General features: G+C 54.8%; 23 protein-coding genes and 3 pseudogenes. 21 read left to right on the forward strand and 5 right to left on the reverse strand.

The features are described from left to right. The first annotated feature begins 43 nt into the window (after nucleotides 1-43). The 8 genes from HV157_RS01355 to HV157_RS01390 all read left to right on the forward strand — a co-directional run bounded on the left by HV157_RS01355 (nucleotide 44) and on the right by HV157_RS01390 (nucleotide 9,711). Entirely contained in the window at nucleotides 44-1,255 is a 1,212-nt protein-coding gene (locus HV157_RS01355; protein ID WP_182268600.1) for a diguanylate phosphodiesterase, read from the forward strand. Between the two features lie 89 nt (nucleotides 1,256-1,344). Next, the gene (locus HV157_RS01360) at nucleotides 1,345-2,250 is read left to right on the forward strand and encodes an aminoimidazole riboside kinase (RefSeq protein WP_151887476.1); all 906 of its coding nucleotides are present in this window, start codon (nucleotides 1,345-1,347) and stop codon (nucleotides 2,248-2,250) included. Nucleotides 2,251-2,423: 173 nt separating this feature from the next. Beyond that, nucleotides 2,424-3,941 (forward strand): carbohydrate porin, encoded by a 1,518-nt coding sequence (locus HV157_RS01365; RefSeq protein WP_182268599.1) that lies wholly within the window; start codon nucleotides 2,424-2,426, stop codon nucleotides 3,939-3,941. A 67-nt stretch (nucleotides 3,942-4,008) separates the two neighbouring features. Further along, a complete protein-coding gene (locus HV157_RS01370) occupies nucleotides 4,009-5,379 on the forward strand; it encodes a sucrose-specific PTS transporter subunit IIBC (RefSeq protein WP_182268598.1) in 1,371 nt (456 codons plus the stop codon). After that, nucleotides 5,379-6,785: a sucrose-6-phosphate hydrolase gene (locus HV157_RS01375; RefSeq protein ID WP_182268597.1), complete on the forward strand. Its 1,407-nt coding sequence runs from the start codon at nucleotides 5,379-5,381 to the stop codon at nucleotides 6,783-6,785. The genes HV157_RS01370 and HV157_RS01375 overlap by 1 nt, the downstream gene beginning before the upstream one ends. 28 nt (nucleotides 6,786-6,813) lie before the next feature. Next, a complete protein-coding gene (locus HV157_RS01380) occupies nucleotides 6,814-7,830 on the forward strand; it encodes a LacI family DNA-binding transcriptional regulator (protein WP_182268596.1) in 1,017 nt (338 codons plus the stop codon). Nucleotides 7,831-7,927: 97 nt separating this feature from the next. Next, nucleotides 7,928-9,478 carry a methyl-accepting chemotaxis protein gene (locus HV157_RS01385; protein ID WP_040017542.1) on the forward strand — a complete coding sequence of 517 codons (1,551 nt, stop codon included), beginning with the start codon at nucleotides 7,928-7,930 and terminating at the stop codon, nucleotides 9,476-9,478. Nucleotides 9,479-9,549: 71 nt separating this feature from the next. Beyond that, on the forward strand, nucleotides 9,550-9,711 hold the full coding sequence (locus HV157_RS01390; protein ID WP_249420785.1) for a phage virion morphogenesis protein: 162 nt from the start codon (nucleotides 9,550-9,552) through the stop codon (nucleotides 9,709-9,711). Between the two features lie 2 nt (nucleotides 9,712-9,713). Here HV157_RS01390 and HV157_RS01395 read toward each other — a convergent pair whose 3' ends face one another. Then, entirely contained in the window at nucleotides 9,714-10,367 is a 654-nt protein-coding gene (locus tag HV157_RS01395) for a hypothetical protein (protein WP_182268595.1), read from the reverse strand. A 25-nt stretch (nucleotides 10,368-10,392) separates the two neighbouring features. On the opposite strand from HV157_RS01395, the gene HV157_RS01400 reads away from it, so the two are divergent. The 12 genes and pseudogenes from HV157_RS01400 (at nucleotide 10,393) to dsbG (ending at nucleotide 18,676) form a co-directional block, all read left to right on the forward strand. Continuing rightward, nucleotides 10,393-11,373 carry an IS5-like element ISKpn26 family transposase gene (locus HV157_RS01400; RefSeq protein WP_000019445.1) on the forward strand — a complete coding sequence of 327 codons (981 nt, stop codon included), beginning with the start codon at nucleotides 10,393-10,395 and terminating at the stop codon, nucleotides 11,371-11,373. Continuing rightward, nucleotides 11,355-11,540, forward strand: coding sequence for a hypothetical protein (locus HV157_RS26415; RefSeq protein WP_346010509.1), 186 nt, complete (start codon nucleotides 11,355-11,357; stop codon nucleotides 11,538-11,540). Before HV157_RS01400 ends, HV157_RS26415 begins: the two co-directional genes overlap by 19 nt. A gap of 530 nt (nucleotides 11,541-12,070) precedes the next feature. Beyond that, nucleotides 12,071-12,609 (forward strand): annotated as a pseudogene (locus HV157_RS01410) (phage baseplate assembly protein V). Between the two features lie 9 nt (nucleotides 12,610-12,618). Continuing rightward, nucleotides 12,619-12,786: pseudogene (locus HV157_RS01415) on the forward strand (phage late control D family protein); the annotation flags it as partial. Nucleotides 12,787-12,822: 36 nt separating this feature from the next. Next, complete coding sequence (locus tag HV157_RS01420) at nucleotides 12,823-13,251, forward strand: hypothetical protein (RefSeq protein WP_233100372.1); 429 nt, start codon at nucleotides 12,823-12,825, stop codon at nucleotides 13,249-13,251. A 56-nt stretch (nucleotides 13,252-13,307) separates the two neighbouring features. Next, a pseudogene (locus HV157_RS26165) lies at nucleotides 13,308-13,422 on the forward strand (phage tail protein); the annotation flags it as partial. Nucleotides 13,423-13,730: 308 nt separating this feature from the next. Next, a complete protein-coding gene (locus HV157_RS01425; RefSeq protein WP_182268593.1) occupies nucleotides 13,731-14,150 on the forward strand; it encodes a hypothetical protein in 420 nt (139 codons plus the stop codon). A gap of 5 nt (nucleotides 14,151-14,155) precedes the next feature. Beyond that, nucleotides 14,156-14,716, forward strand: a complete 561-nt coding sequence (locus HV157_RS01430) for an RNA polymerase sigma factor (protein WP_080010525.1) — start codon at nucleotides 14,156-14,158, stop codon at nucleotides 14,714-14,716. 87 nt (nucleotides 14,717-14,803) lie between these two features. Beyond that, nucleotides 14,804-15,175 (forward strand): hypothetical protein, encoded by a 372-nt coding sequence (locus tag HV157_RS01435; RefSeq protein ID WP_040017533.1) that lies wholly within the window; start codon nucleotides 14,804-14,806, stop codon nucleotides 15,173-15,175. A gap of 47 nt (nucleotides 15,176-15,222) precedes the next feature. Beyond that, a complete protein-coding gene (locus HV157_RS01440) occupies nucleotides 15,223-17,256 on the forward strand; it encodes a protein-disulfide reductase DsbD domain-containing protein (RefSeq protein ID WP_182268592.1) in 2,034 nt (677 codons plus the stop codon). A gap of 7 nt (nucleotides 17,257-17,263) precedes the next feature. Further along, nucleotides 17,264-17,875, forward strand: coding sequence for a DsbA family protein (locus HV157_RS01445; RefSeq protein ID WP_020884110.1), 612 nt, complete (start codon nucleotides 17,264-17,266; stop codon nucleotides 17,873-17,875). 42 nt (nucleotides 17,876-17,917) lie between these two features. Further along, entirely contained in the window at nucleotides 17,918-18,676 is a 759-nt protein-coding gene (dsbG, locus tag HV157_RS01450; RefSeq protein WP_032678179.1) for a thiol:disulfide interchange protein DsbG, read from the forward strand. Between the two features lie 45 nt (nucleotides 18,677-18,721). On the opposite strand, the gene HV157_RS01455 is transcribed toward dsbG, so the two are convergent. The 3 genes from HV157_RS01455 to HV157_RS01465 form a co-directional block, all read right to left on the reverse strand. Next, nucleotides 18,722-20,014, reverse strand: coding sequence for a glycoside hydrolase family 10 protein (locus HV157_RS01455; protein WP_025204161.1), 1,293 nt, complete (start codon nucleotides 20,012-20,014; stop codon nucleotides 18,722-18,724). A 7-nt stretch (nucleotides 20,015-20,021) separates the two neighbouring features. Continuing rightward, entirely contained in the window at nucleotides 20,022-20,309 is a 288-nt protein-coding gene (locus tag HV157_RS01460; RefSeq protein WP_014170105.1) for a VF530 family protein, read from the reverse strand. A gap of 153 nt (nucleotides 20,310-20,462) precedes the next feature. After that, a complete protein-coding gene (locus HV157_RS01465; RefSeq protein WP_020884113.1) occupies nucleotides 20,463-21,953 on the reverse strand; it encodes a UbiD family decarboxylase in 1,491 nt (496 codons plus the stop codon). Between the two features lie 115 nt (nucleotides 21,954-22,068). Here HV157_RS01465 and HV157_RS01470 point away from each other — a divergent pair, with 115 nt between their 5' ends. After that, nucleotides 22,069-22,953: a LysR substrate-binding domain-containing protein gene (locus HV157_RS01470; RefSeq protein WP_032678177.1), complete on the forward strand. Its 885-nt coding sequence runs from the start codon at nucleotides 22,069-22,071 to the stop codon at nucleotides 22,951-22,953. Here HV157_RS01470 and HV157_RS01475 read toward each other — a convergent pair. Next, entirely contained in the window at nucleotides 22,944-23,855 is a 912-nt protein-coding gene (locus HV157_RS01475) for a LysR family transcriptional regulator (RefSeq protein ID WP_182268591.1), read from the reverse strand. The genes HV157_RS01470 and HV157_RS01475 overlap by 10 nt on opposite strands. Between the last annotated feature and the right edge of the window lie 7 nt (nucleotides 23,856-23,862).

The raw sequence follows: 23,862 nt of genomic DNA on the forward strand, positions 1-23,862 counted from the left end.
AACAGTAATGTCCAACGCATACCTCTTATCGGAACACGTTTTTGTGCTGACTACTCTTATTTACCGCAGCCAGTTGAATTTATCCTGCCGATCCGCCGAACTCCAGGCGCTGGTTGAACAGGCCAGGACGCGCAATGCCGGGTTGAATATTACCGGCGTTCTTCTTTCAAAAGGAGATGATGTCCTGCAACTCCTCGAAGGCTCGGAAGAGAGTGTGGTTAGGTTGTTTCAGAAGATCCGTGAGGATAAGCGGCACAGCGGCGTGGTTGAGCTTATGCGGGATTACGGCCCCCGCAGACGTTTTGAGAATGTCGGTATGCTGCTGTTTGACCTGCAGAACCAGTCGCCGAAAGACGTTCTGCAGTCGGTACTGCACTACAGCAAACTGGACAGTTATCTGACATCTGATGATCGGGTGTTTAAATTTATTCAGACGTTTATTACCGGCAAACGACCGGCCCCGTCGGGGGCGCGTTTTGCCCCGGAGAAATGGACGCTCTCGCGTGAGAAATCGCCGTTTGGCGAGAGTCTGGGTCTGCTGGACAGACAAACCTGCCAGTTCGCCCTCCTGCCCATCGTCGAACCGCTGGAAGGGAAAATCAGTTCACTTGAGGCCCTTATCCGCGGTAATGACGGGGGAAGCCCGGAGCATTTTTTCAGCCGCCTCGATCAGGACAAAATCTATGAAGTCGATCTCCAGACCAAGGCCTGGGCTTTTGCGCTGGCCGACAAACTGGGGATCGGGAGCCATAAAATCGCGGTGAATCTTCTCCCGATGTCGCTGGTGAAAGTGCCTGGCGCCGTGGAGTTTCTGGTTGAACAGATTAAACAACATGGGCTTCAGCCGGAGCAGGTGGTCATTGAAGTGACCGAAAACGAGATGATTTCCGGGTTCAACAAGTTCAATAGCGCCATTAAACATCTGCGTGCTGAAGGTATTGGCCTAGCGATCGATGATTTCGGTTCCGGTTACGCCGGGCTTTCACTGCTGACCCGATTCCAGCCGGATAAAATTAAAATTGACCGCGAAATTGTCAGCAATATTCATCTCAGCGGGCCAAAACAGGCGATTGTGCGCTCGATAGTCAGCTGCTGCACCGACCTTGAAATTACCCTGGTGGCGGAAGGCATCGAGAAGCTGGAAGAGTGGTGCTGGCTTGAATCTGCCGGGATCCGACGTTTTCAGGGCTTTCTGTTTGCCCGTCCAGCGCTGAATGGCGTAGGCGATATTAGCTGGCCACACCTGGTGCGTTAAGCCAATTTTCCTTCCGTATTATTTCCCCGTCGTCCTGCCTGTGCTTAAATAGCTAAAACGGTTTAATATTGTTTAGCTAAGAGGATCACATGCAAAAAATCTGGGTACTTGGCGATGCGGTAGTGGATTTATTACCGGAGGGAGAAGGCCGGTTGCTGCAATGCCCCGGCGGCGCGCCGGCGAACGTGGCGGTCGGTATTGCCCGTCTGGGCGGGAAAAGCGCCTTTATCGGCAGGGTCGGCGACGATCCTTTCGGTCGCTTTATGCATAAAACGCTGGCTGACGAGCAGGTTGACGTAAAGTGGATGCGCCTCGACCCGGCACACCGCACGTCAACCGTGGTCGTGGATCTGGACGAACAGGGCGAACGCTCTTTCACCTTTATGGTTCGCCCGAGCGCCGATCTGTTTCTGGCATCAGCCGACCTGCCGCCCTTTAGCGCAGGAGAGTGGCTGCATGTTTGTTCCATTGCCCTGAGCGCTGAACCGAGCCGTTCTGCAACGTTTCAGGCCATGAACGCGGTCAGGGAAGCGGGGGGTTATGTCAGTTTCGACCCCAATATCCGCCCGGATCTCTGGCCGGATGAGGACGACCTGCGCCGCTGCCTCGAACAGGCGCTGCAATGCGCTGACGTCGTCAAACTCTCCGTCGAAGAACTGGCTTTTTTAACCGCCGACCTTGGGGTCACGGAAGGGCTGGCCGCGCTGATGCGCCGCTGTCCGGCCCGGCTGGTGCTGGTCACTCAGGGCAAAGATGGGGTCATCGCCTGGCATGACGGAACGATGAAGCATTATCCGGCAACCCCCGTTGAATGCGTGGACACCACCGGCGCAGGTGATGCCTTCGTGGCGGGACTGCTTTATGGACTGGCTTCCGCTGGGAGTATCGACAGCCACGATCTTCCACGCGTGATCGCATTAGCCCAGCGCTGCGGCGCGTTAGCCACCACGGCTAAAGGGGCGATGACCGCGCTGCCTTATCACCCGCAACTGTAATTCCTCCCGCAACGGGCCGTCTGTCGACGGCCTGAATTGTCGCCTCGATCACACTTACTAAATCGGTTTAGCAAAAAAGATTGCCGATCCAAAATTGGCAGGTTTAGTATCATCAACCTAAACCGGTTTAGCAATTTAGCACTTTCAATGACTTCTTTTAGGGATGCGACAAAATGTATAAAAAACGCAGACTTGCCGTGATGATAGGCATGCTGGCCGGGAGTACCTCTGTTTTTGCCCAAACGGATATGACGAGTATCGAAGCGCGTCTTGCTGCTCTGGAGCAGCGTCTTCAGGCTGCGGAAACCCGCGCGCAGGTTGCGGAGAAACGCGCCACCGACGCAGAACAAAAAACGCAGCAGTTGGTGACTGCCCAGCAGCAGGCGCAAACAACAACCCAGCAAGTGGCGCAGCGTACCGCCGCACTGGAGAAGAAAGCCGATCAGAGCAGTGGGTTTGAGTTTCATGGCTATGCCCGTTCTGGCCTGCTGATGAACGATGCGGCGTCGAGCAGCAAAAGCGGCCCTTATCTGACGCCAGCCGGGGAAACCGGTGGTGCGGTCGGGCGTCTGGGGAATGAAGCCGATACCTACGTTGAGCTGAACGTGGAACACAAACAGACCCTGGATAACGGGGCGACCACGCGCTTCAAGGCCATGCTGGCGGATGGTCAGAAAACCTATAACGACTGGTCCGCTGACACCAGCGATCTCAATATTCGTCAGGCGTTTGCTGAACTGGGCAATCTGCCTGATTTTACCGGCGCGCTGAAGGGCAGTACCTTCTGGGCCGGTAAACGCTTCGACCGGGATAACTTTGATATTCACTGGCTGGATTCCGATGTGGTGTTCCTGGCCGGTACCGGTGGTGGCGTGTATGACGTGAAATGGAATGAATTGCTGCGCAGCAACTTCTCTCTTTACGGGCGTAACTTCGGCAGCGAAGAGCAAATCGACAATAACGTTCAAAACTACATCCTGAGCATGAACCACTTCGCCGGGCCATTCCAGCTGATGGTGAGCGGCCTGCGGGCAAAAGACAACGACGACCGCAAAGACAGCAATGGCGATCTGATAAAAACCGACGCCGCCAACAATGGCGTTCATGCCCTGGTCGGATTGCACAATGAAAGTTTCTACGGCCTGCGTGAAGGCTCAGCCAAAACGGCGCTGCTATACGGCCACGGGCTGGGGGCAGAGGTGAAGAGCATCGGTTCCGATGGCGCATTGCTCTCTGAAGCCGATACCTGGCGCTTTGCAAGTTACGGTGTCACGCCTCTTGGTGGTGGCTGGCATATCGCGCCTGCCGTTCTGGCCCAGAGCAGTAAAGACCGCTATGTAAAAGGCGACAGCTATGAGTGGGTCACGCTCAATACCCGCCTGATTAAAGAGGTCACGCAGAATTTCGCCCTGGCGTTTGAGGGCAGCTATCAGTACATGGATTTAAATCCGGAAGGGTATAAAGACCGAAACGCCGTCAACGGAAGTTTCTACAAGCTGACCTTTGCCCCAACGTTAAAAGCGGGCAAGATCGGCGATTTCTTCAGCCGTCCTGAGTTGCGTCTGTTCGCCACCTGGATGGACTGGAGCAGCAAACTGGATAATTACGCCAGCGATGATGCCTTTGGCAGCAGCGGTTTCAACGCCGGCGGGGAATGGAACTTTGGGGTACAGATGGAAACCTGGTTTTAACCTTTTACGCTCCCGCACTGCGGGGGCGTTTTTCACATCATAAAAATACAGTCAGGCAGAGGTATCTATGGATTTTGATAATATCGCCCGCGCGCTCATTCCGCTGCTCGGTGGCAAAGAGAACATCGCCAGTGCGGCGCACTGCGCAACGCGTCTTCGACTGGTGCTGGTCGACGACACGCTTGCCGATCAGCAGGCCATCGGCAAGGTTGACGGCGTTAAAGGCTGTTTTCGCAACGCCGGGCAGATGCAGGTGATTTTTGGTACGGGGGTGGTTAACAAGGTCTACGCCGCGTTTATCCAGGCGGCAGGGATTACCGAATCCAGCAAGTCCGAAGCGGCCGACATGGCGGCACGCAAGCTGAACCCGTTCCAGCGCATTGCCCGACTGCTCTCAAACATCTTTGTGCCGATCATTCCAGCGATTGTGGCCTCCGGTTTACTGATGGGCCTGCTCGGGATGGTCAAAACCTACGGCTGGGTCAATGCCGATAACGCGCTCTATATCATGCTGGATATGTGCAGCTCAGCGGCGTTTATCATTCTGCCGATCCTGATTGGCTTCACGGCCGCGCGTGAATTTGGCGGTAACCCTTATCTGGGGGCGACCCTCGGCGGCATTCTGACGCACCCGGCGCTGACAAACGCCTGGGGCGTGGCGTCTGGCTTCCACACCATGAACTTCTTCGGCCTTGAGATTGCCATGATTGGCTATCAGGGAACGGTGTTCCCGGTGCTGCTGGCCGTCTGGTTTATGAGTATCGTGGAGAAAAACCTGCGCCGTATTATTCCGGATGCGTTAGATCTGATCCTGACGCCGTTCCTCACCGTTATTCTCTCCGGCTTTATTGCCTTGCTGATCATTGGCCCGGCCGGGCGTGCGTTAGGGGATGGCATCTCCTTTGTTCTGAGCACCCTGATCGCCCATGCGGGCTGGCTGGCCGGGCTGTTATTTGGCGGGCTTTACTCGGTTATCGTGATCACCGGTATTCACCACAGTTTCCATGCCATTGAAGCCGGGTTACTGGGGAATCCGTCGATTGGCGTTAACTTCCTGCTGCCTATCTGGGCGATGGCCAACGTGGCGCAGGGGGGAGCCTGTCTGGCGGTCTGGTTTAAAACCAAAGACGCGAAAATTAAAGCCATTACGTTACCGTCTGCGTTTTCGGCCATGCTGGGCATTACCGAAGCGGCAATATTTGGTATCAACCTGCGTTTCGTGAAACCGTTTATCGCCGCGCTGATTGGCGGTGCGGCAGGCGGGGCGTGGGTGGTCTCGGTACATGTTTATATGACCGCCGTCGGGCTGACTGCCATCCCGGGCATGGCGATCGTGCAGGCAAGCTCGCTGCTCAACTATATTATCGGCATGGTGATTGCCTTCGGCGTGGCGTTTACCGTCTCGCTGCTGCTGAAATATAAAACGGATTCTGAATAATGACGTTACCTTCCCGCTGGCCTGCAATCCTGCAGGCCGTCATGAAAGGCCTGCCGCGTGCGTACGCCGACAGCCATTATCCGCAATGGCATCCGGCACCGGTGACGGGACTGATGAACGATCCTAACGGGTTTATCTGGTTTGCCGGGCGTTACCACCTGTTCTATCAGTGGAACCCGCTGGATTGCGACCATCGCTATAAGTGCTGGGGCCACTGGAGTTCCGCAGACCTGGTGCACTGGCAGCACGAACCGATGGCGCTGATGCCCGATGAGGAGTATGACCGCAACGGCTGCTATTCCGGCAGCGCCGTCGATAACAACGGTGTCCTGACGTTGTGTTATACCGGCAACGTGAAATTTGATGATGGCAGCCGCACCGCCTGGCAGTGCCTTGCCACGCAACAGCCCGACGGTACATTCAAAAAACTCGGTCCGGTCCTTGCGCTGCCGGAAGGCTACACCGGCCATGTGCGTGACCCGAAAGTGTGGCAGCACGACGGGGTGTGGTTCATGGTACTGGGGGCGCAGGATCTGCAAAAACGCGGCAAGGTGCTGCTGTTCACATCTGCCGATTTGCACCACTGGGCGTCTTGCGGAGAGATTGCCGGTCATGGCGTGAACGGCCTGACCGAGGCGGGATACATGTGGGAGTGCCCGGACCTGTTTGCCCTCGACGGGACACACGTACTGATCTGCTGTCCGCAGGGGCTGGCGCGCGAACCGCATCGCTATCTCAATACTTATCCGGCCACGTGGATGAGCGGGGCGTTCGACCATACCCGCGCTTCGTTTGAACATGGCGAGTTGGACGAGCTGGACGCCGGTTTCGAGTTCTACGCTCCCCAAACCACGGTGGCGGAAGACGGACGGCGGATCCTGATCGGCTGGATGGGCGTGCCGGACGGAGAAGAGATGCTTCAGCCCACACGGGCGCAGGGGTGGATCCATCAGATGACCTGCCCGCGAGAATTACACTTCCGTGACGGCAAACTGTGGCAGACGCCGGTGCGCGAACTGCACGCACTGCGTGAAGAGGAATGTCGCTGGCAGGGTAACGCCAGCGATGCCCCGGCTCTTGATGCGACGCGCCTTGAGTTCGAGCTCACCTCATCTTCAGTAACCGTGGATTTCGCCGGTGCGTTGCGCCTTATTGTCGAGGACAGCGGGTTGCGTCTGGAACGCGCCAGCCTGAAAACCGGGGAAACATTGACCCGTTACTGGCGGGGCGACGTTCATCATTTACGCGTCCTGTGTGACAGCTCCAGCGTTGAAATTTTCATCAATCATGGCGAAGGGGTGATGAGCAGCCGCTATTTTCCTGACCATCCGGCACGGGTGCGATTCGAAGGTGGGTCCGACATCACATTACGCTACTGGTCGCTGCGCGGCTGCATGGTAGAATAAGGGTTTTGGCAGCCGGATCTAAGTCGTTGTGAGAAAAACAAAACGCGTCACAATTAAAGACATCGCGGAACTGGCGGGGGTTTCAAAAGCCACCGCCAGCCTGGTACTGAACGGGCGCAGCAAAGAGCTTCGCGTGGCGGAAGAGACGCGTGAGCGCGTGCTGGCGATTGCGAAAGAGCATCATTACCAGCCCAGCATTCACGCGCGCTCGCTGCGTGATAACCGTAGCCACACCATCGGCCTGGTGGTGCCGGAGATCACTAACTACGGCTTTGCGGTGTTTTCTCACGAACTGGAGACACTGTGCCGTGAGGCAGGCGTTCAACTGCTCATCTCCTGCAGTGATGAAAACCCGGGCCAGGAGACGGTGGTGGTTAATAACATGGTGGCGCGTCAGGTGGACGGGCTGATTGTGGCCTCCAGTATGCTCAATGATGCCGACTACCAGAAGCTGAGCGAACAGCTGCCGGTCGTCCTTTTTGACCGCCATATGAACGACAGCACATTGCCGTTGGTGATCACCGATTCCATTACCCCGACGGCGGAACTGGTGGCCGACATTGCGCACCAGCATCCTGATGAAATTTACTTCCTTGGCGGGCAGCCGCGGCTTTCCCCGACGCGCGATCGTCTGGAAGGGTTTAAGCAAGGGCTGCAAGAGGCCAATGTGGCGCTGCGCCCGGAGTGGATTATTCACGGAAACTATCACCCGAGCTCCGGCTACGAGATGTTCGCCGAGCTGTGCGCCCGCCTGGGACGCCCGCCAAAAGCCTTGTTCACTGCCGCCTGTGGTCTGCTGGAAGGGGTATTGCGCTATATGGGTCAGCATAACCTGATGCAAAGTGATATCCGGTTAGCCAGCTTTGACGATCACTACCTCTACGACTCGCTCACCATTCCGGTTGATACCATTCGCCAGGATAACCGCCAGCTGGCGTGGCACTGCTTTGATCTGATTGGCAAACTGATCGACGGCGAAACGCCACAACCGTTACAGCGAAAACTGGATGCCACCCTGCAGCGGCGCTATAAAGCGAAAGCATAGCCCTGGCTGTTGAAGGGAAACGTTAATAACTTTAATTAATTTAAGTTTTGGATCGGCCGATAACGATAGGGAATGTTTATTTTTGAGGTATCGGTCCATGTCGTTAAAAAAATCATCCCTGATTGTCCTTTTTGCTCTGCTTTTCTTCTTTGTCGTCAGCACCATTACCAGCGTTGGCCTCATCATTAAAAGTAATAATTCCCTGGATAATGTGAACAAAGAAATCCAGGTTGTGCTGTCGATCATTGACCCCATCAACCACAGCCGTACCTTGCGCGTCAGGGTGATGGAGTACGTGAAGATGGTGGAAGCGGGGAACTCGGCTGATGAGTCAGCGAAACTTTCCGCGGTTAAAGAGGCCCTCACAAAAGCGGATCATGCTTTTGCGGCGTTTATGGCGTCTCCGCGCCTGTCGGATGAAGCGCCGCTGGTGAGTGCGTATCAGGATGCCTGGCAAAACTACCGTAACCAGGGGCTGGCACCGTTGATTGATGCCGCCGCTGCGCACGATGTCGCAAAGTTTAATGCGCTTATCCCGGAGGTGTCCCGCCTCGACCGTCAGTATGAAATCGTTCTCGACCAGGTACTTGCCGTTCACCAGAAATATGCCAAAACCCTGAACGAGGATGCGAGCAGTAATTTCATCTCCGGTCTGGCGATCATTGCGGCGATTGCTTTCCTGTTTGTAATCGTGATTGTTGCCGTCAGCCTGCTGATGAAGCGCTTTGTTTTCGCGCCGGTCAACCTGGCACGCGAGCACTGCAGCCAGATTGCCGCCGGTAAACTGGACATTCCAGTGCCGGTAAAAGGCACCTCCGGCAATGAAATCGATCACCTGATGGGCTCAATGGAGCAGATGCGCCAGGCGCTTCTGTCGACTATCGCCCAGGTGCGTGACGCGAGCCAAACTGTCACCCACGCCGCGCAGGAAATTGCTTCCGGGAATATCGATCTGGCTTCACGCACCGAGCAGCAGGCCTCCGCGTTAACCCAGACGGCGGCCAGCATGGAAGAGCTGAGCGCGACCGTGGCGAATAACACCGATAACGTTCATCAGGCAGGAAAACTGGTGCAGGACGCGGTGAACAATGCGCACACCGGTGAGGCCGTGACCCGCGAAGTGATCGAAACGATGAATACCATCGCGGCGAACTCTAAGCGCATCGAGGACATCACCAGCGTCATCAACAGCATTGCTTTCCAGACCAACATTCTGGCACTCAACGCCGCGGTTGAAGCAGCACGCGCCGGCACACAGGGACGCGGCTTCGCCGTGGTGGCCAGTGAAGTGCGCACCCTTGCGCAGAAAAGCGCGGTTGCCGCAAAAGACATTGAAAGCCTGATTGCCCAGTCGGTTTCCAGCGTCAAAAACGGTGCTGAACTGGTGAACCGTTCAGGCGAGGTCATTGATTCTATTATCAGCTCCGTGAATAAAGTGAATACGTTGATGGAGCAGATCTCCGTGGCCTCTGAAGAGCAAAGCCGTGGGATCAGCCAGGTTGGTCAGGCGGTGACAGAGATGGATGGCGTGACCCAGCAGAACGCCGCGCTGGTTCAGCAGTCCGCCGCAGCCGCCGCTTCCCTGGAAGAGCAGGCGCAGCAGCTCTCGAGGAGTATTTCGAGCTTTAGTTTGCCGGCGCAGGCTTGATTGATAATGAGAGGCTCCTGATGGAGCCTTTTTAATGTCTGGCGTAGCTGGAAAGTTGCGCCAGACAAGAAGTGCAGCGTATCGCGAGTATTCATCAGTTGGGGCTTAAAGATCGGCCAAACCCGAAAAGTAGGGATGTGCAGTATCCAAAGCGCGTCCTGTTTGGTTTAAACTCGGATAATGAGGGTTTAATAAAAGACATTATTTTACAGTCTTTCCAAAAAAGGAGTTAACCTCACTTTTTTAACGCACCAATTAAATTTGTTAGTTGCTCAATCCCATCAAAAGTCGAGGGTATCTTGTCCTCTGATGGCATTATATTAGAAAAAATAACCTCTTCAAACTTCACTAACAGTTCTGTGTTATGCTCTCTAATTTCTTGAGCGTAAGTTGCGTAATTCTGGATGAATTGGCAAAGGCTTTTTCTAAGGTCAATTTGGATTAATTGTGCGCGGATAGAGTTGAAATTTAAAAGTGAAACTCTAAAGAAATATACGAGTATTAATGTCAGTGAAAGTATGGGGATGTTCTTTGCCATGCTTGACCACCCAGAGAGCAATGCCCCAGACTCTGCAAACGTCAGGATCTCTATCAGTAGAGGGAACGGAATAAGTATGCCCAAGATAAACATAAGATACTTGGCTGATTTTAGCTCTTTAGATTTATTGTCCCCAAGCTCTGCAAATCCCTTATAAAGACCAACAAAGTTAAATTTATTTGCCTGCATAACTAGGGATTCGTTTAGTTTTTCGGATTTAGCCAAGTTCTCCTTTAAAATTGAATCCCAATGGCGCCCTGCATCTTCAAGGTCATTAGCTCTACGGATATACTCTTGGTATGACTTAGGGAAGGTGCGAACAAGTTCCTGATATGAGATCATCATATTCATCCGGAGCGCATCCCAGAGGGACATCATGAGCCATCAACTCACCTTCGCCGATAGTGAATTCAGCACTAAGCGCCGTCAGACCCGAAAAGAGATTTTCCTCTCCCGCATGGAGCAGATTCTGCCATGGCAGAATATGACCGCTGTCATCGAGCCGTTTTATCCCAAGGCGGGCAATGGCCGACGGCCCTATCCGCTGGAGACCATGCTGCGTATTCACTGCATGCAGCATTGGTACAACCTGAGCGACGGTGCCATGGAAGATGCCCTGTACGAAATCGCCTCCATGCGCCTGTTTGCCCGATTATCCCTGGATAGCGCCCTGCCGGATCGCACCACCATCATGAATTTCCGCCACCTGCTCGAGCAGCATCAACTGGCCCGTCAATTGTTCAAGACCATCAATCGCTGGCTGGCCGAAGCAGGCGTCATGATGACCCAAGGCACTTTGGTGGATGCCACCATCATTGAGGCACCCAGCTCTACCAAGAACAAAGAGCAGCAACGCGATCCGGAGATGCATCAGACCAAGAAAGGCAATCAGTGGCACTTTGGCATGAAGGCCCACATTGGTGTCGATGCCAAGAGTGGCCTGACCCACAGCCTGGTCACCACCGCGGCCAACGAGCATGACCTCAATCAGCTGGGTAATCTGCTTCATGGAGAGGAGCAATTTGTCTCAGCCGATGCCGGCTACCAAGGAGCGCCACAGCGCGAGGAGCTGGCCGAGGTGGATGTGGACTGGCTGATCGCCGAGCGTCCCGGCAAGGTAAAAACCTTGAAGCAGCATCCGCGCAAGAACAAAACGGCCATCAACATCGAATACATGAAAGCCAGCATCCGTGCCAGGGTGGAGCACCCGTTTCGCATCATCAAGCGGCAGTTCGGCTTCGTGAAAGCCAGATACAAGGGGCTGCTGAAAAACGATAACCAACTGGCGATGTTATTCACCCTGGCCAACCTGTTTCGGGTGGACCAAATGATACGTCAGTGGGAGAGATCTCAGTAAAAACCGGAAATAACGCCAGAAATGGTGGAAAAAATAGCCTAAATAGGCTGATTCGATGTGTTTGCGGGAAAAAAATCGGCCCAGATCCGCGAAATTTTAATCAACGAGTCAGCTTGGGAAGACATGACCTGCTTATTCGCACCTTCCTTAGCGTTATCGCTACTTAAAATCTCTCTAATCATTGTTAGAGGCATTTCTTTTAGAGTATATGTGATCTGGCTTGATGATCTTTCGTCGAATTCATCTTGTCTACAAATTGCGAATTGTTTTATGGCCTCGGTGAGTTGAAATAGATTGTCTTTATGGAAGATATGATTTTCCATAAAAAATCTGAAGCAAGAAGTGAAGAGTAAGTTAAGATTTTCTTCATTTACAGGTGTCTTTAGCTCTCTAATGAACGTCTCACCGATTAGCTGTATATTAAACTGAACCCTTTCATCCCATATTGCAGCATGTTTTAAAAAAAGTTGTAACGCCCCCATCACGAGGTAGTCTCGTTCTTTACTGAAACTTATCTCGCCATCGGTGTCCATTGCATTCAATTCACGAAGTTTATTTGAAATGAGATATTGATTATCTGGATTGCTGAAGAAAACGGTATTCATTATCTAATCCTGATGGTCATAAGTTTGTTGTGTAAGATATGCCAGAATCTAGTCGAATTTCATGTTAAATCAAAATAACTCACGATTGCGACATAAACATACAAACCAACGAAATTTTACGTCTTCTTAGAAATCTCATTCGCACCGGCATTGTGACCGATATCGACCTCGACGAGGGATGTGTCGTGTCCAGGCCGGTTAAACTGGCTCACCTCTCGCGCCGGTCGCTCCCGCGTGTGGTGGGCTCCCTCGGTTGGTGAGCAGGTGTTATTGCTGGCCATCGGTGGTGAGCTCGATACCGCCTTTTTGCTACCGGGCATTTTCTCTGACGGGGCGGTTATCGAATACGAGCCCGAAAGCGGCGCACTCTTCGTGTCAGGCATCAAAACCGCCGACGTCAACGCGTCGGATTCCATTACGTCCACCGTACCTAAAGCCTCGACCCGCATCACGCTCGATACACCAGAGGTGGTATGAACCAACAAGCTGGCGACCGGCACGCCTGAAGTGTATAAAGGCGGGAACATCGAGCACACCGGAGGGACACTCATCTCAAAAGGTGTGCAGGTTGGATGACCACGCGCACGCCAACGTACAGAGCGGGGGAAGCTGGACTATGGGGACGCAATGACGGTGCGTTGACCGGCATCAGTTTGCCATTGCCGACCGGGAGGTATACACCGGCGTCACGGCGAAATGGCTGCATACCAAAGATCCGAAGCCGCAAAAGCCAAAGGTAAAGCTCAGGCGCAAGCCAAAGGTGAAACACCTGCGAGCGCTGCAGCATCCGAAAGCGACCAAAACCACGACAAAGGATAAAGCTAAATGCCGTGAAGAGGGGATCATGATAGATATCACAAGTGGTGACAGGCACCTTAAATTAACGCCCTATGAAAGGCTGACTGAAGATGAGGTGCCTGCCTATAGCCGTATTATGGTATGGGTTGAATTCTCAATCCCTGTCTTAAAAACTGAGTTTGCTGCAGAGTTTTTTGTCTGTCAACTCGAGCAATTCAGGAATGATAAACATGCTCTCCATCAGGCTTTAAAGACAGGGGGAAAGTCTAAGGATATTAGTTTAACCTCGGCATTCGAGCAGGTTATGCTTAAGTTTCATCAGGCGCATTTTGCCGGTGCTGTTGGCGTTAGTATGGTACTGAAGCCTGAAAACCATGCTGACAGTATTACCCTTGACGATTCCTTCGATATTGATGAAAGTTACCTTCCCGGCATGCTCTCAGGTCTGGACGACATCATTTCATGGCAAAATTGATGTCTGGATTAAGCAAAAAGACCGGCACTTAAAATGCAGGTTGTTTTATTCCATAAGAGGAAAACGGCACATTACATGTCAGTTATGCTGGAGCCTCCGTTGCCGGAGCCCGTCACCCGGCAAAAAGAGCGCTATATCAACGGCGAACTGGTAAGCATATGGTATGAGTGACTTTAAGCCTTTTAACGACCAGCGACTTCGCCCGTTTAGGTGGCATGCTAAACCCGCTATTATCCTCACTCATCTTCCTTACGTTGCTGTCAATCATCCTGGCCGTTATCGCCACCGCATTACTTAAACGAATTTTTCGTACGAGGTGATATGTCGGGAGGTGACGCATAGCGCCCACCCGTCGTGAGCGATATGCGTTAAAATCCGTAAGTACAAAAAATTTTATATTCTCCCCAGCAATATTTCCCCGCCTCATCCGTCTACCTCATCACAAGCCATAATCAATCACTGTAAATGAGGTAAACACCATGAGAGATTTCGATATGCACGGAAGAGGGCACGGACGCGGGTTTGGCCACCACCGTATGGGTAAAGGGCTGGTGATAGGCGCGGTAATCGTCCTTGTGCTGGGACTGGTGGTCATGACCCTGTGGAATGCCTTACTCCCGGCCATTCTTGGCGTGAAAGCCATCGGTTTCTGGCAGGCGCTGGGGATTCTGGTATTAAGCCGGATCCTGTTCGGCGGGCTGGGTTTCCGCCCGGGGATGTTCGGCGCGCACCGTCGTATGCACGAACGCTGGATGAACATGACCCCCGAACAGCGTGAGGCGTTTATTCAGCAGCGTCGCGAAGGCTTTGGTCGCCATGGTCGCGGGCACTGCGGCTGGCACGGTCATCGCGAAGATAAACGCGACGACAGCGCGCCGAAAACGCCGGAAGCAGAGTGAGCGAGATGAAAACCGGGCTGGCGGGAGAGTCATTGCTGATGTCGGCGCTTAATGCCTGCCGCGCCCGGCTGAAAGCCTTTATCCGCGGACGAACGTCCGTGCGCGATGATGCCGACGATATTTTGCAGGAAGTTACCTATCAGCTGATGAAAGTGGAGCAGCCGGTCGAAAACGTCGCCGCCTGGCTGTTTCGCGCGGCACGTAATGAGATGACCGACCGGGCGCGGAAAAAGCGTGAGGTCTCTCTTTCAGGATATTTTACCGGGGATGATGATGAGGACTTCCCCGAAGATGAACTGGCGGAAACCCTGTTCGGTGTCCCGCATACGCCGGAGGAGGAGTACCTTAAAACGCTGCTGTGGGAAGAACTGGGTCAGGCGCTGTCTGAACTTCCGCCGCCTCAGCGCGAGGTTTTTGAAAAAACGGAGCTCCAGGGCTACAGCATTAAAATGCTGGCAGAGGAAACCGGGGCCAGCGAGCAGGCGCTGTTATCGCGTAAGCACAAGGCGGTGCTTTTCCTGCGCACGCGACTGCGGGACGTCTATGATGCGCTGACCGGTGACTAACGCCGACAGACAAAACCTTACATTGTCAGGACTTGTAGATTCATCACTATCGTTTATGATCGGGGCGTCTGGTAAATTTGGAACGTTATGCGCAACCGTCAGCTTCTGGGAAAATGGCTTTTGATAATCACATGTCTGGCGATGGCGATTTGCCTGGTGCAGCGTGCGGTTTATCTCAACCATTTTTTGCAGGGACTGGATCCGCAAACGACCCTGATTGCTGATGCCCCGGCACAAACCAGCGACGCTGAGCCGTCCGGGCCATCGCCGTGTCAGTTAGGCGCACACTCGCTGCTTTGTGCTCAGCCACTGTTCTTTGATGGTGCGCTACCGGCGATTATCATCTTCTTCGCGCTACTTCAGTTGTTTACGCAAGGGCGGGCATGCGTTCCGAGAGAACAGCCCGTTCAGGCACCGCCTCCCCGAATACACCTCAAAAACTGCGTTTTCCGTGAATGAAAAGCATCGTCACCACACGATAATTTTCACTATTCACGGAGTAAAACATGTTTAACCTCTTCAGGGGATTCGTCTTCCTGTGGCTGTCCTGCATCGGCATTGTCCATGCGGCGGATACAGGCTGGCTGGTTTCCCCGCAAAACGATCATGCCCGGATCCGCGTTCAGGCGGAAAGGGAGCAAAACCGCATCCTCGCGCTGCTCACCGTTGAGCTGCAGCCCGGCTGGAAAACCTACTGGCGTTCACCCGGCGAGGGCGGCGTAGCCCCGAAAATCACCTGGCCGGCTGGCGTAACGGATGACTGGCACTGGCCGGTGCCTTCGCGCTTTGATATCTCCGGGATGACCACCCAGGGCTATCACGATAAGGTCATCATCCCCATAACCCTCGACGGTGCGGCGGGGGATGCGCTCGACGGGACGCTTACCCTTTCCACGTGCAGTAATGTCTGTCTGCTGACGGACTATAAGCTGCACCTTGATTTTAACCAGCCGGTGGATGAGGGATTCAGCCACGCGTTTGAACGCGCGATGCAGGCCATTCCCGCGACATCTGGCGTGTCCGCAGACCTGTCAGCCTGGTTATCAGACGACAAGCTGATCATTACGGGAACCACACAAGGGCAATGGGACAAGCCGGGGATCTATTTTGACCCGCTGGAAGGCGACATTCTTCCCGGTGAACCGACCCTCAAAGCCGATGGCAATCAGCTTCGGGTAACGGTGCCCGTGACCGATGAGTGGGGAGATAAACCCACTTCACTGCAGGGAAAAGCGCTGTCATTTGTGCTTACCAATGGCGATAAAGCGCAGCAAACCGTGATGACCGTCGGGGCAACGCCCGCGGAACCGTCAGCGGCGGGCGTGTCTGAGGGAACCGGCAAAATGGTGCTCTTTGCGCTACTGGGCGGGTTGATCCTGAACCTGATGCCTTGCGTGCTGCCGGTGATGGGCATGAAGCTCAACAGCGTGCTCCATGCGGGCTCAGACAGACGGATGATCAGGCTCCGTTTTCTGGCTACCAGTGCCGGGATTTTGGTCTCCTTTATGCTGCTGGCCGCAATGGTAACCGCGCTTAAGCTGACCGGTGCCTCGCTGGGCTGGGGTATTCAGTTCCAGAATCCGTGGTTTATTGGCCTGATGGTCGCGGTGACCTTCCTCTTCGCACTCAATCTGTTCGGGGCGATTGAGATGCTGCTGCCTTCTGCCGCCGCAGGACGGCTGGCAACGGCAGGGGGAACGGGGCTTGCCGGCAGTTTCTGCGAAGGGATGTTTGCCACGCTGCTGGCCACACCATGTTCTGCGCCGTTCCTCGGCACGGCGGTGGCCTTTGCTCTTGGCGCACCGCTGCATTCCCTGTGGCTTATCTTCCTGATGCTCGGCGTGGGGATGAGTTTGCCGTGGTTGTTTGTTGCGCTGGTTCCAAAAACCGCCATGCTGCTGCCAAAACCCGGTCGCTGGATGAACGGCCTGAAAATTATTCTTGGCCTGATGATGCTGGCTTCCAGCCTGTGGCTGGTGACGTTGCTTAACCCGCATCTGGGTGAGGCGGTGAGCCAGAGCGTGATGTTAGTGCTTATCGTCGTCGCTATCGCACTGCTTGCGATGACCGGGCAGAAAACCTCGCCGCTGTTCTGGTGCGTGGTGATCGCGCTGTCAGCCTTTGGCGGGTACCAGCTGCGCGGGTTGCTTACCTCATCGCCTGTAACAAACACCGCAAGCGTCGCTCAGGCAATCCCGTGGCAACCGCTAAGTGAAGACGCTATTCAGGGTGCCCTTGCGCAGGGCAAACGGGTCTTCGTGGATATCTCCGCGGACTGGTGTGTTACCTGCAAGGTAAATGAGCATCGGGTGTTGAATCAGCCTGACGTTATTGCCGCACTTAGCCAGCCGGACGTGGTGGCGCTGCGTGGCGACTGGAGCAAGCCTTCAGCGTTTATCGCCGAATTCCTTGAAAAGCGAAACCGTTACGCCATCCCGTTTAATGAGGTGTACGGCCCGGGCTTCCCTGAGGGGGAGATGCTTTCGCCGCTGCTGGATAAAGACACGCTTATTGCCACCCTGAACAACGCTAAAGGCTAAATGTATTATGAAAAGAATCCTTATTACGCTTCTGCTACTGTTGACCTCAGCGCAGGTGATGGCGGCGCAGACCATGACGCCGGAACAGGAGCAACGTGCACAGAAGATGGTTTATGACTTTCTGTTTAACGACCCGGACTCGCCGCGCATTGGCGCCAAGGATCCGAAGCTCACCCTGGTGGTCTTTACGGATTACAACTGCCCGTACTGCAAGAAATTCGATCCTTACCTGGAAAAGATCGTCGAAAAACACCCGGATGTGGCGGTGGTATTTAAGTTCTTGCCTTTCCGGTCGGAAAGTTCACTGACCTCAGCACGCGATGCCTTAACCGTCTGGCGCGCGCATCCTGAGCAATTTATGAAATTTAACCATACCCTGATGGCCAAAAAGGGATATCACGATGACGCCAGCATTCAGGAGGCGCAAAAACGGGCCGGGGTGAACGTCACAACGCCTGATGATGAGAGCCTGGTGACGATCAAACGCAGCCTGATCATCGCCGAAAAGATGGGTATCCAGGGAACACCGGCCACGCTGATTGGCGAAGGGTTACTCCCGGGCTGGGTTCCTTTTGAGCAGTTCGATGAAATGGTCAGTGACGCACTGAAAAATCGTTAACGTGAAGGGGGCGGTTCGTCCCCAATGATCCCGGAGCGGAAAATGAAAAAATTACTGTTACTGTCGGTGCTGGCAACGTCAGGGCTGGCGCAGGCCGCTGAAGCGATACCGGATGTGGTGAAGCTCTTCAGCGAGCAGCAGAATATCAAAATCATTAAGAAAATTGATGCACCAGGGGGCGCGCCGGCCTGGCTGGGGCAGTATCAGGATATGGGCGTTACGCTGTTTTTAACCCCTGACGGCAAGCACGTAATTTCTGGCTATCTGTACGATGAAAAGGGAAAAAACCTGAGTGAAGGCTATTTCCAGAAAGAGATCTACGCCCCGATGGGACGCGAAATGTGGAAGCAACTGAACGCGGCGCATCCCCTGAAAGAGGGGGCGGATAACGCTCCGCGCAAAGTCTTCGTCTTTGCCGATCCGTTCTGCCCATACTGCAAGCAATTCTGGTCCGAGGCGCAGCCGTGGGTGAAGGCGGGCAAGGTGCAGCTTAATACGCTGCTGGTGGCGTTTCTCAACCCCAACAGTGGGCGTAATGCCTCCGCTATCCTGAATGCGAAAGATCCCGTTTCGGCATGGCGTGATTACGAGCTTTCTGGCGGGAAAAAATTGCCAAAACCGCAGGGCACTGCATCCCGTGAAACCGTCGACATACTGCAAAAACACCAGACGTTAATGGACAACCTGGGCGCGAACGCTACGCCCGCCATTTATTATCTGAATGCCGATAATGAGCTTCAGCAGGTGGTCGGCATGCCGGATGAAAAACAGCTTGAGGCGATGTTTGGGCCGAAGCCGTAGTCAAAAACAGGCAGAAACAGGGTGTTTCTGCCTGATGTTGACCGGTCAGCTACCCCAGCGTCCGCGCAGGTAGCTGACGGCTTCCTGCGTCTGCGGCTGGTTAAGATAATCTTCGCGGAACAGGATCGTGCCATTCACGTTGGGCAGAGAATCGTTGAGATCGAGCTGTTTTTTCAGCTCCGGCACGCCGCCCTGAACCGTCCAGTCCGGTTCATTTTTCGACGGTTCGCCTACCTTGTAGAACGCAATGCCGATATACAGGCGGGTATGCGTCGGTTTCACCACCTCTGCCCACCATTTCGTCAGCACGTCATAGCGCGCCGCATCCCGGGAGAAAGGCCAGTAAATTTGTGGTGCGATATAGTCCAGCAGGCCCTGCTGCACCCACTGACGCGTGTCGGCGTAGGATTCATCGTAGGCTGCGGCACCGCGCGTGTCTGAGCCTGCCGGGTCGAATGAGCGGTTACGCCATACGCCAGCCGGGCTGACACCAAACTCCACGCCAGGCTTCGTCTGCTTAATGGCCCGGGAGACCTGCACAATCAGCTGCTGCGTATTGTGGCGGCGCCAGTCTGCTTTAGAGGCAAATCCCTGACCGTATTGTCTGAAAGTCTGCGCGTCATTGAGCGCGGATCCCGGTGATTCAGTATAGAAATAGTCGTCAAACTGCACGCCATCAATGGGATAGTGCGCAACCACTTCGGTGACCACCTGCGTTATCCAGTCACGCACTTGCGGAATGCCGGGGTCGAGTACAAAACGATCGCCGGCAATACGAATCCATTCCGGGTGCTGGACATAAACGCTGGAAGGCTGCAATGACGACGTGCGGTTCAGCGCGGCAATGGTCGACGGTTTGGTATTGGTTGAAACGCGGTAAGGGTTGAACCAGGCATGGACTTTCATGCCGCGCTTGTGCGCTTCATCGAGCATAAACTGCAGCGGATCGTAGCCCGGGTACTCGCCGATATTGCCGGTGAGCATATCTGACCACGGCAGAATTTTAGACGACCAGAGCGCCGTGCTGTCCGGTTTGACCTGGAAAAACACGGTATTGATACCGAGGTGCTTAAGCTTGTCGAGCTTGTTCGTCAGGGCCTGTTTTTGCATCGCGATGCGGTCTTGCGCATCGCGGCCATTCACTGAGGCCACCGGAGGCCAGTCCAGGCGTGAGACGGTTGCCAGCCAGATCCCACGCATCGGCTCGTTAGCCTGCTGGGTCGGTTTGCTCGCGGTTGGGAGAGGCGTTACCAGTGATTTTGGTGGTTTTGAGGAGCAACTAACAAGTAAAAGTGCACAGGCAGTCAGCGCACCAATCCGTTTTACATGTCGCGTCATTTGCGTTTTAGCTCTTGGTTATCCGACTGTTAGCCCAGGGGTTAAAGGCGGGTTCGTCCGGTTCTGCGATCCCCTCATCATTCAGGGAATCAAGATACAGGGCTTCAACTTCTGCGCGAGCCCAGGGCGTGCGGCGCAGAAATTTCAGGCTCGATTTAACGCTTGGGTCTTTTCTGAAACAGTTAATTTTGATTCGATCGCCCAACTCACTCCAGCCATATCGTGCAACCAGGGCATTGACCTGCATCTCCAGCGTTACGCCATGTAAAGGGTCTTTAGAAAGGTGTGCAGTCATAAGCGTCCGGATGTCTCAGTTCTTGTGGGGTTGGGGTTAACGACGAAAGGGTACAAGAAAGCAGGGGAAGCGGCAATTTCCCTTTTTGCCTGCGATGAAAAACAGAAGAGCGTATGACCCGAAAGCCATACGCTCTTTTGTATCGCGAACGCGCTAGTCGTGTTTTGTGTCAAACAAATCTGGTGCCCACGGACGTGGGTCAACCTCCATAAACGGCGCGCGTTCGAAGCGGTCCTTCAGCGCCCACGGTACCGTGCAGTCGAAGATGGTCTTACAGGAAATGCCGTTTCCGCGAATCGACGTGCTGTAATCCGGCGACTGCGACGGATCCAGCTGGTGGCCGCGGATCCCTGGAATAGTGGTGATGCTGACATCTCCCTGCATGCGGGTGGTCATCGCCCACAGGATGTCGTCGCTGTCGAAAATATCCACGTCTTCGTCGACAAGAATGATGTTTTTCAGCTCGGAATAGGTCGCGAGTGCGATAAGCGCCGCCTGTCCCTGACGTCCTTCATCGGATGGCTGGCGTTTTTTCACCTGCAGAATGCCGAGGAACTTACCGCCGCCCGCGGTATGCGCATAGACATTTTGCAGGAAGCCCGGAATGGCCTCTTCAACGGCATTGCGGATGCTGGCCTCCGTTGGCAGGCCTGCGAGCGTGGTGTGCTCTTCACCTGGCCCCACCAGCGTTTGCAGGATTGCCTGGTGACGCAGGGTGACGGCTTTCACTTTGATGACGGGCAAAGAAGGGTTTGCCTCGCCGCAGTAGCCCGGAAATTCCGGCATCGCATGGCCACTGTTGGTGTGCTGGTCTTCTCTAACGCGCACGCCTGGCAGCAGTTCGCCTTCGATAATGATTTCAGCCCGCGCGATCGCTTTCTCTTTTACCGCCACGCCCTGCACCAGTTCGACCGGTTTCTGACGCAGCGCCCCGGCAACGCCCAGTTCGTTATAACCAAACGGCGTCGTGGGCGCTTCAAAGCAGGCGCCGATATAAATCGCCGGGTCGAGCCCCATGTTGATCGTCACCGGCAGCGGTTTTCCGGCTGCTTCAGCCTTTTTACGAAAGACCTCAATGTGGCGCCCCGCGGCCAGGAACATGGAAAGCTCATCGCGCTCCTGAACGCAGAGACGGTGAATCGTGACGTCAGTCAGCGAACTGTCTTCCGGATCGCTTGCCAGTACCAGCCCCAGACAGAAGAACGGGCCAGCATCAATCGGCGTATTTGTCGGGGCCGGAAGCAGTTTACGCAGATCAAAATCAGGATCGTCAGCGTAGAATACCTGCTCCTGGCAAGGGGCCTGCGATGCCGGGACAACAACCGGCGCGATCGGGTTTTTCACGGCCTGACCGACGTGCTGCGCGAGCGTCGAGGGTTCACATCCCAGAAGGAGTGCCGCTCTTTCCCGGCTGGCGTGCATGCCCACCAGGATACGCGAATCCGGATAGCCTTTAACGTTATTGAACATCATGGCCGGGCCCGTTCGGGTAGGGCGTTTCACCGTGCCGCCCGCACCAATGTGTCGATAAACACCCGCCAGCTCCGCGTTGGGATCCACCGGATGATCCGTTTCAATATATTGTCCTTCGTGGCGTTGCAGTAACGCGATGGCACTTCTGAGATCGTTGACTGGGCTTTCCATTTTTTCCTCCCGTGTTTGCATGCCTCCATTTTTATGGCAATAGCCCATAGCATCAATTGCATCATTACTGCTATTTTGATAAGAAATTTATTATCAAAAAATCCGGGGAAGCGTTATGCAATTTCGTCAGATGCGTAATTTCATTGTCGTTGCGGAAGAGCTTCACATGCACCGGGCTGCGGAGCGCCTGAACATGGCACAACCCGCGCTGAGTCAGCAGATTAAAACGTTAGAGGAACGGTTAGGCGTTACGCTCTTTAGCCGGGCGAACCGCCGTTTAACCCTGACGCCGGCCGGTGAAGCTTTCCTGGAGAAAGCCAGGCTGGCGATCGCCCTGACGGAACAGGCGGTACTGGACGCCAGGCAAACGGCGAGGGGGGAGCAAGGGGTGTTGAATCTCGGGTGCGTATCGAGCGCCATGTTTGACACCAGGCTGCCTGCCGCGCTGCGCCAGATGCACAGTCGGTGGCCTGCCATCACCATGTCGCTAATGACGGGGAATGTGCAGACGCTCTATAGCGCCGTGCAAAGCAACCAGCTGGATGTGGCCATCATCCGGGCGCCGCTGCCGTCTCTGCCTGACGACCTGCAAAGCCGCCCGTTTACGTCCGAGAAAACGGTGCTGGCGCTCTCTTCACAGCATCCTCTGGCAAAATCGTCCGCGCTTACGCTCGCCTCGGTGAAAGACGAAAAATGGATCTCCCTGCGCGACCCGAAGGGAATGGGCCTCGAACAGTACTTCTATGACGTTTGTTACGGCGCAGGTTTCCAGCCTGAGGTGGTACAAAACGCCACCGACGTACCTACTGTCATCAGCCTGGTCTCTGCGGGGTTTGGCATGGCGCTACTGCCGGTCTCCGCCAGGGCAGTCAGCGTGGAGAATGTCGTGTACGTCGACATCATTGACAGGCTCAGGGAAAGCGAGCTGAAGCTGGTGTGCCACAGGATCATTCGCTCAGAGGTGTTAAAGAAATTCCTGCATACCCTCGATCACATCTGACGTCCCGCGGCCAGCAGCAGTTGCTCGCGCAGCCAGAGGCTTGCCGGATCCTGACTGTTTTTCGGGTGCCAGTACATGCTGATGGTAATCGGCTGCAGCGGCAGCGGCGGGGGAAAGATATCCAGCGTCGAGGCAAAGCGTTGCAGCATACGTTCCGGTAAGGTGCAGAGCAGGTCCGTGCTGGCGACAAGCGGAGGTGCCATGGCGTAGCTCTGTGTGGACATCACCACGTTGCGCTGATACCCCAGTCCGCCCAGGGTTTGATCCACAAAGCCGGTAAACGGGTCACCCTCTGAAGAGACCACCAGATGAGAGAGTGCGCAATAGTGCTCCAGATCCAGTGGCCCGACACCGCGGGGGTGGCTTTTTCGCTGGGCTGTTGCAAACTGGTCATCGAAAAGTTTACGTCTGACCCAGCCGTCGTGCGCGCCGGTGCTCACACCGATATAGACATCCACATCACCCTTTTCCAGCTGCTGCGGCAGGGTTGCCATTTCTGGCAGCGCGAACCGCAAGCGGATCCCCGGGGCATGGGCCCGGAACTGATTAAGCAGTTCGGCACCCAGCATCAGGGCCGGATTTTCATGCAGGGCAATCACAAATGTCCGCTGGCTGGTTTGCGCATCAAAGGTGGTGGGGGCAAACATCGCGTTAATGCCCCGCAATACGGTCATGACCTGCGGCCGCAGCGCTTCCGCTCTGGGCGTGGGCAACACCCCACGTCCATGTGGGGAAGGGATAAACAACGGTTCGCCAAAGAGCGAACGCAGGCGCGCCAGACGGGCGGACATCGCGGGCTGGCTGATGCCGAGCCGCGCGGCCGCATGGGTGATGTTCTGATCCTGGAGCAATGCATCCAGCGTCAGGATCAGGTCGATATCCATCTCAGCAACGGGCGTCATCGTGTTA

This window comes from Enterobacter sp. RHBSTW-00318 (assembly GCF_014101375.1).
Classification (GTDB): domain Bacteria; phylum Pseudomonadota; class Gammaproteobacteria; order Enterobacterales; family Enterobacteriaceae; genus Enterobacter; species Enterobacter ludwigii.

Coding starts and splice junctions, on each gene's coding strand:
- HV157_RS01455 (WP_025204161.1), bottom strand. CDS start 20,014: ATGACGCGACATGTAAAACGGATTGGTGCGCTGACTGCCTGTGCACTT.
- HV157_RS01435 (WP_040017533.1), top strand. CDS start 14,804: ATGCGCAACCGTCAGCTTCTGGGAAAATGGCTTTTGATAATCACATGT.
- HV157_RS01460 (WP_014170105.1), bottom strand. CDS start 20,309: ATGACTGCACACCTTTCTAAAGACCCTTTACATGGCGTAACGCTGGAG.
- HV157_RS01465 (WP_020884113.1), bottom strand. CDS start 21,953: ATGGAAAGCCCAGTCAACGATCTCAGAAGTGCCATCGCGTTACTGCAA.
- HV157_RS01470 (WP_032678177.1), top strand. CDS start 22,069: ATGCAATTTCGTCAGATGCGTAATTTCATTGTCGTTGCGGAAGAGCTT.
- HV157_RS01420 (WP_233100372.1), top strand. CDS start 12,823: ATGATAGATATCACAAGTGGTGACAGGCACCTTAAATTAACGCCCTAT.
- dsbG (WP_032678179.1), top strand. CDS start 17,918: ATGAAAAAATTACTGTTACTGTCGGTGCTGGCAACGTCAGGGCTGGCG.
- HV157_RS01425 (WP_182268593.1), top strand. CDS start 13,731: ATGAGAGATTTCGATATGCACGGAAGAGGGCACGGACGCGGGTTTGGC.
- HV157_RS01360 (WP_151887476.1), top strand. CDS start 1,345: ATGCAAAAAATCTGGGTACTTGGCGATGCGGTAGTGGATTTATTACCG.
- HV157_RS01445 (WP_020884110.1), top strand. CDS start 17,264: ATGAAAAGAATCCTTATTACGCTTCTGCTACTGTTGACCTCAGCGCAG.
- HV157_RS01430 (WP_080010525.1), top strand. CDS start 14,156: ATGAAAACCGGGCTGGCGGGAGAGTCATTGCTGATGTCGGCGCTTAAT.
- HV157_RS01375 (WP_182268597.1), top strand. CDS start 5,379: ATGACGTTACCTTCCCGCTGGCCTGCAATCCTGCAGGCCGTCATGAAA.
- HV157_RS01365 (WP_182268599.1), top strand. CDS start 2,424: ATGTATAAAAAACGCAGACTTGCCGTGATGATAGGCATGCTGGCCGGG.
- HV157_RS01385 (WP_040017542.1), top strand. CDS start 7,928: ATGTCGTTAAAAAAATCATCCCTGATTGTCCTTTTTGCTCTGCTTTTC.
- HV157_RS01475 (WP_182268591.1), bottom strand. CDS start 23,855: ATGACGCCCGTTGCTGAGATGGATATCGACCTGATCCTGACGCTGGAT.
- HV157_RS01400 (WP_000019445.1), top strand. CDS start 10,393: ATGAGCCATCAACTCACCTTCGCCGATAGTGAATTCAGCACTAAGCGC.
- HV157_RS01440 (WP_182268592.1), top strand. CDS start 15,223: ATGTTTAACCTCTTCAGGGGATTCGTCTTCCTGTGGCTGTCCTGCATC.
- HV157_RS01395 (WP_182268595.1), bottom strand. CDS start 10,367: ATGAATATGATGATCTCATATCAGGAACTTGTTCGCACCTTCCCTAAG.
- HV157_RS01370 (WP_182268598.1), top strand. CDS start 4,009: ATGGATTTTGATAATATCGCCCGCGCGCTCATTCCGCTGCTCGGTGGC.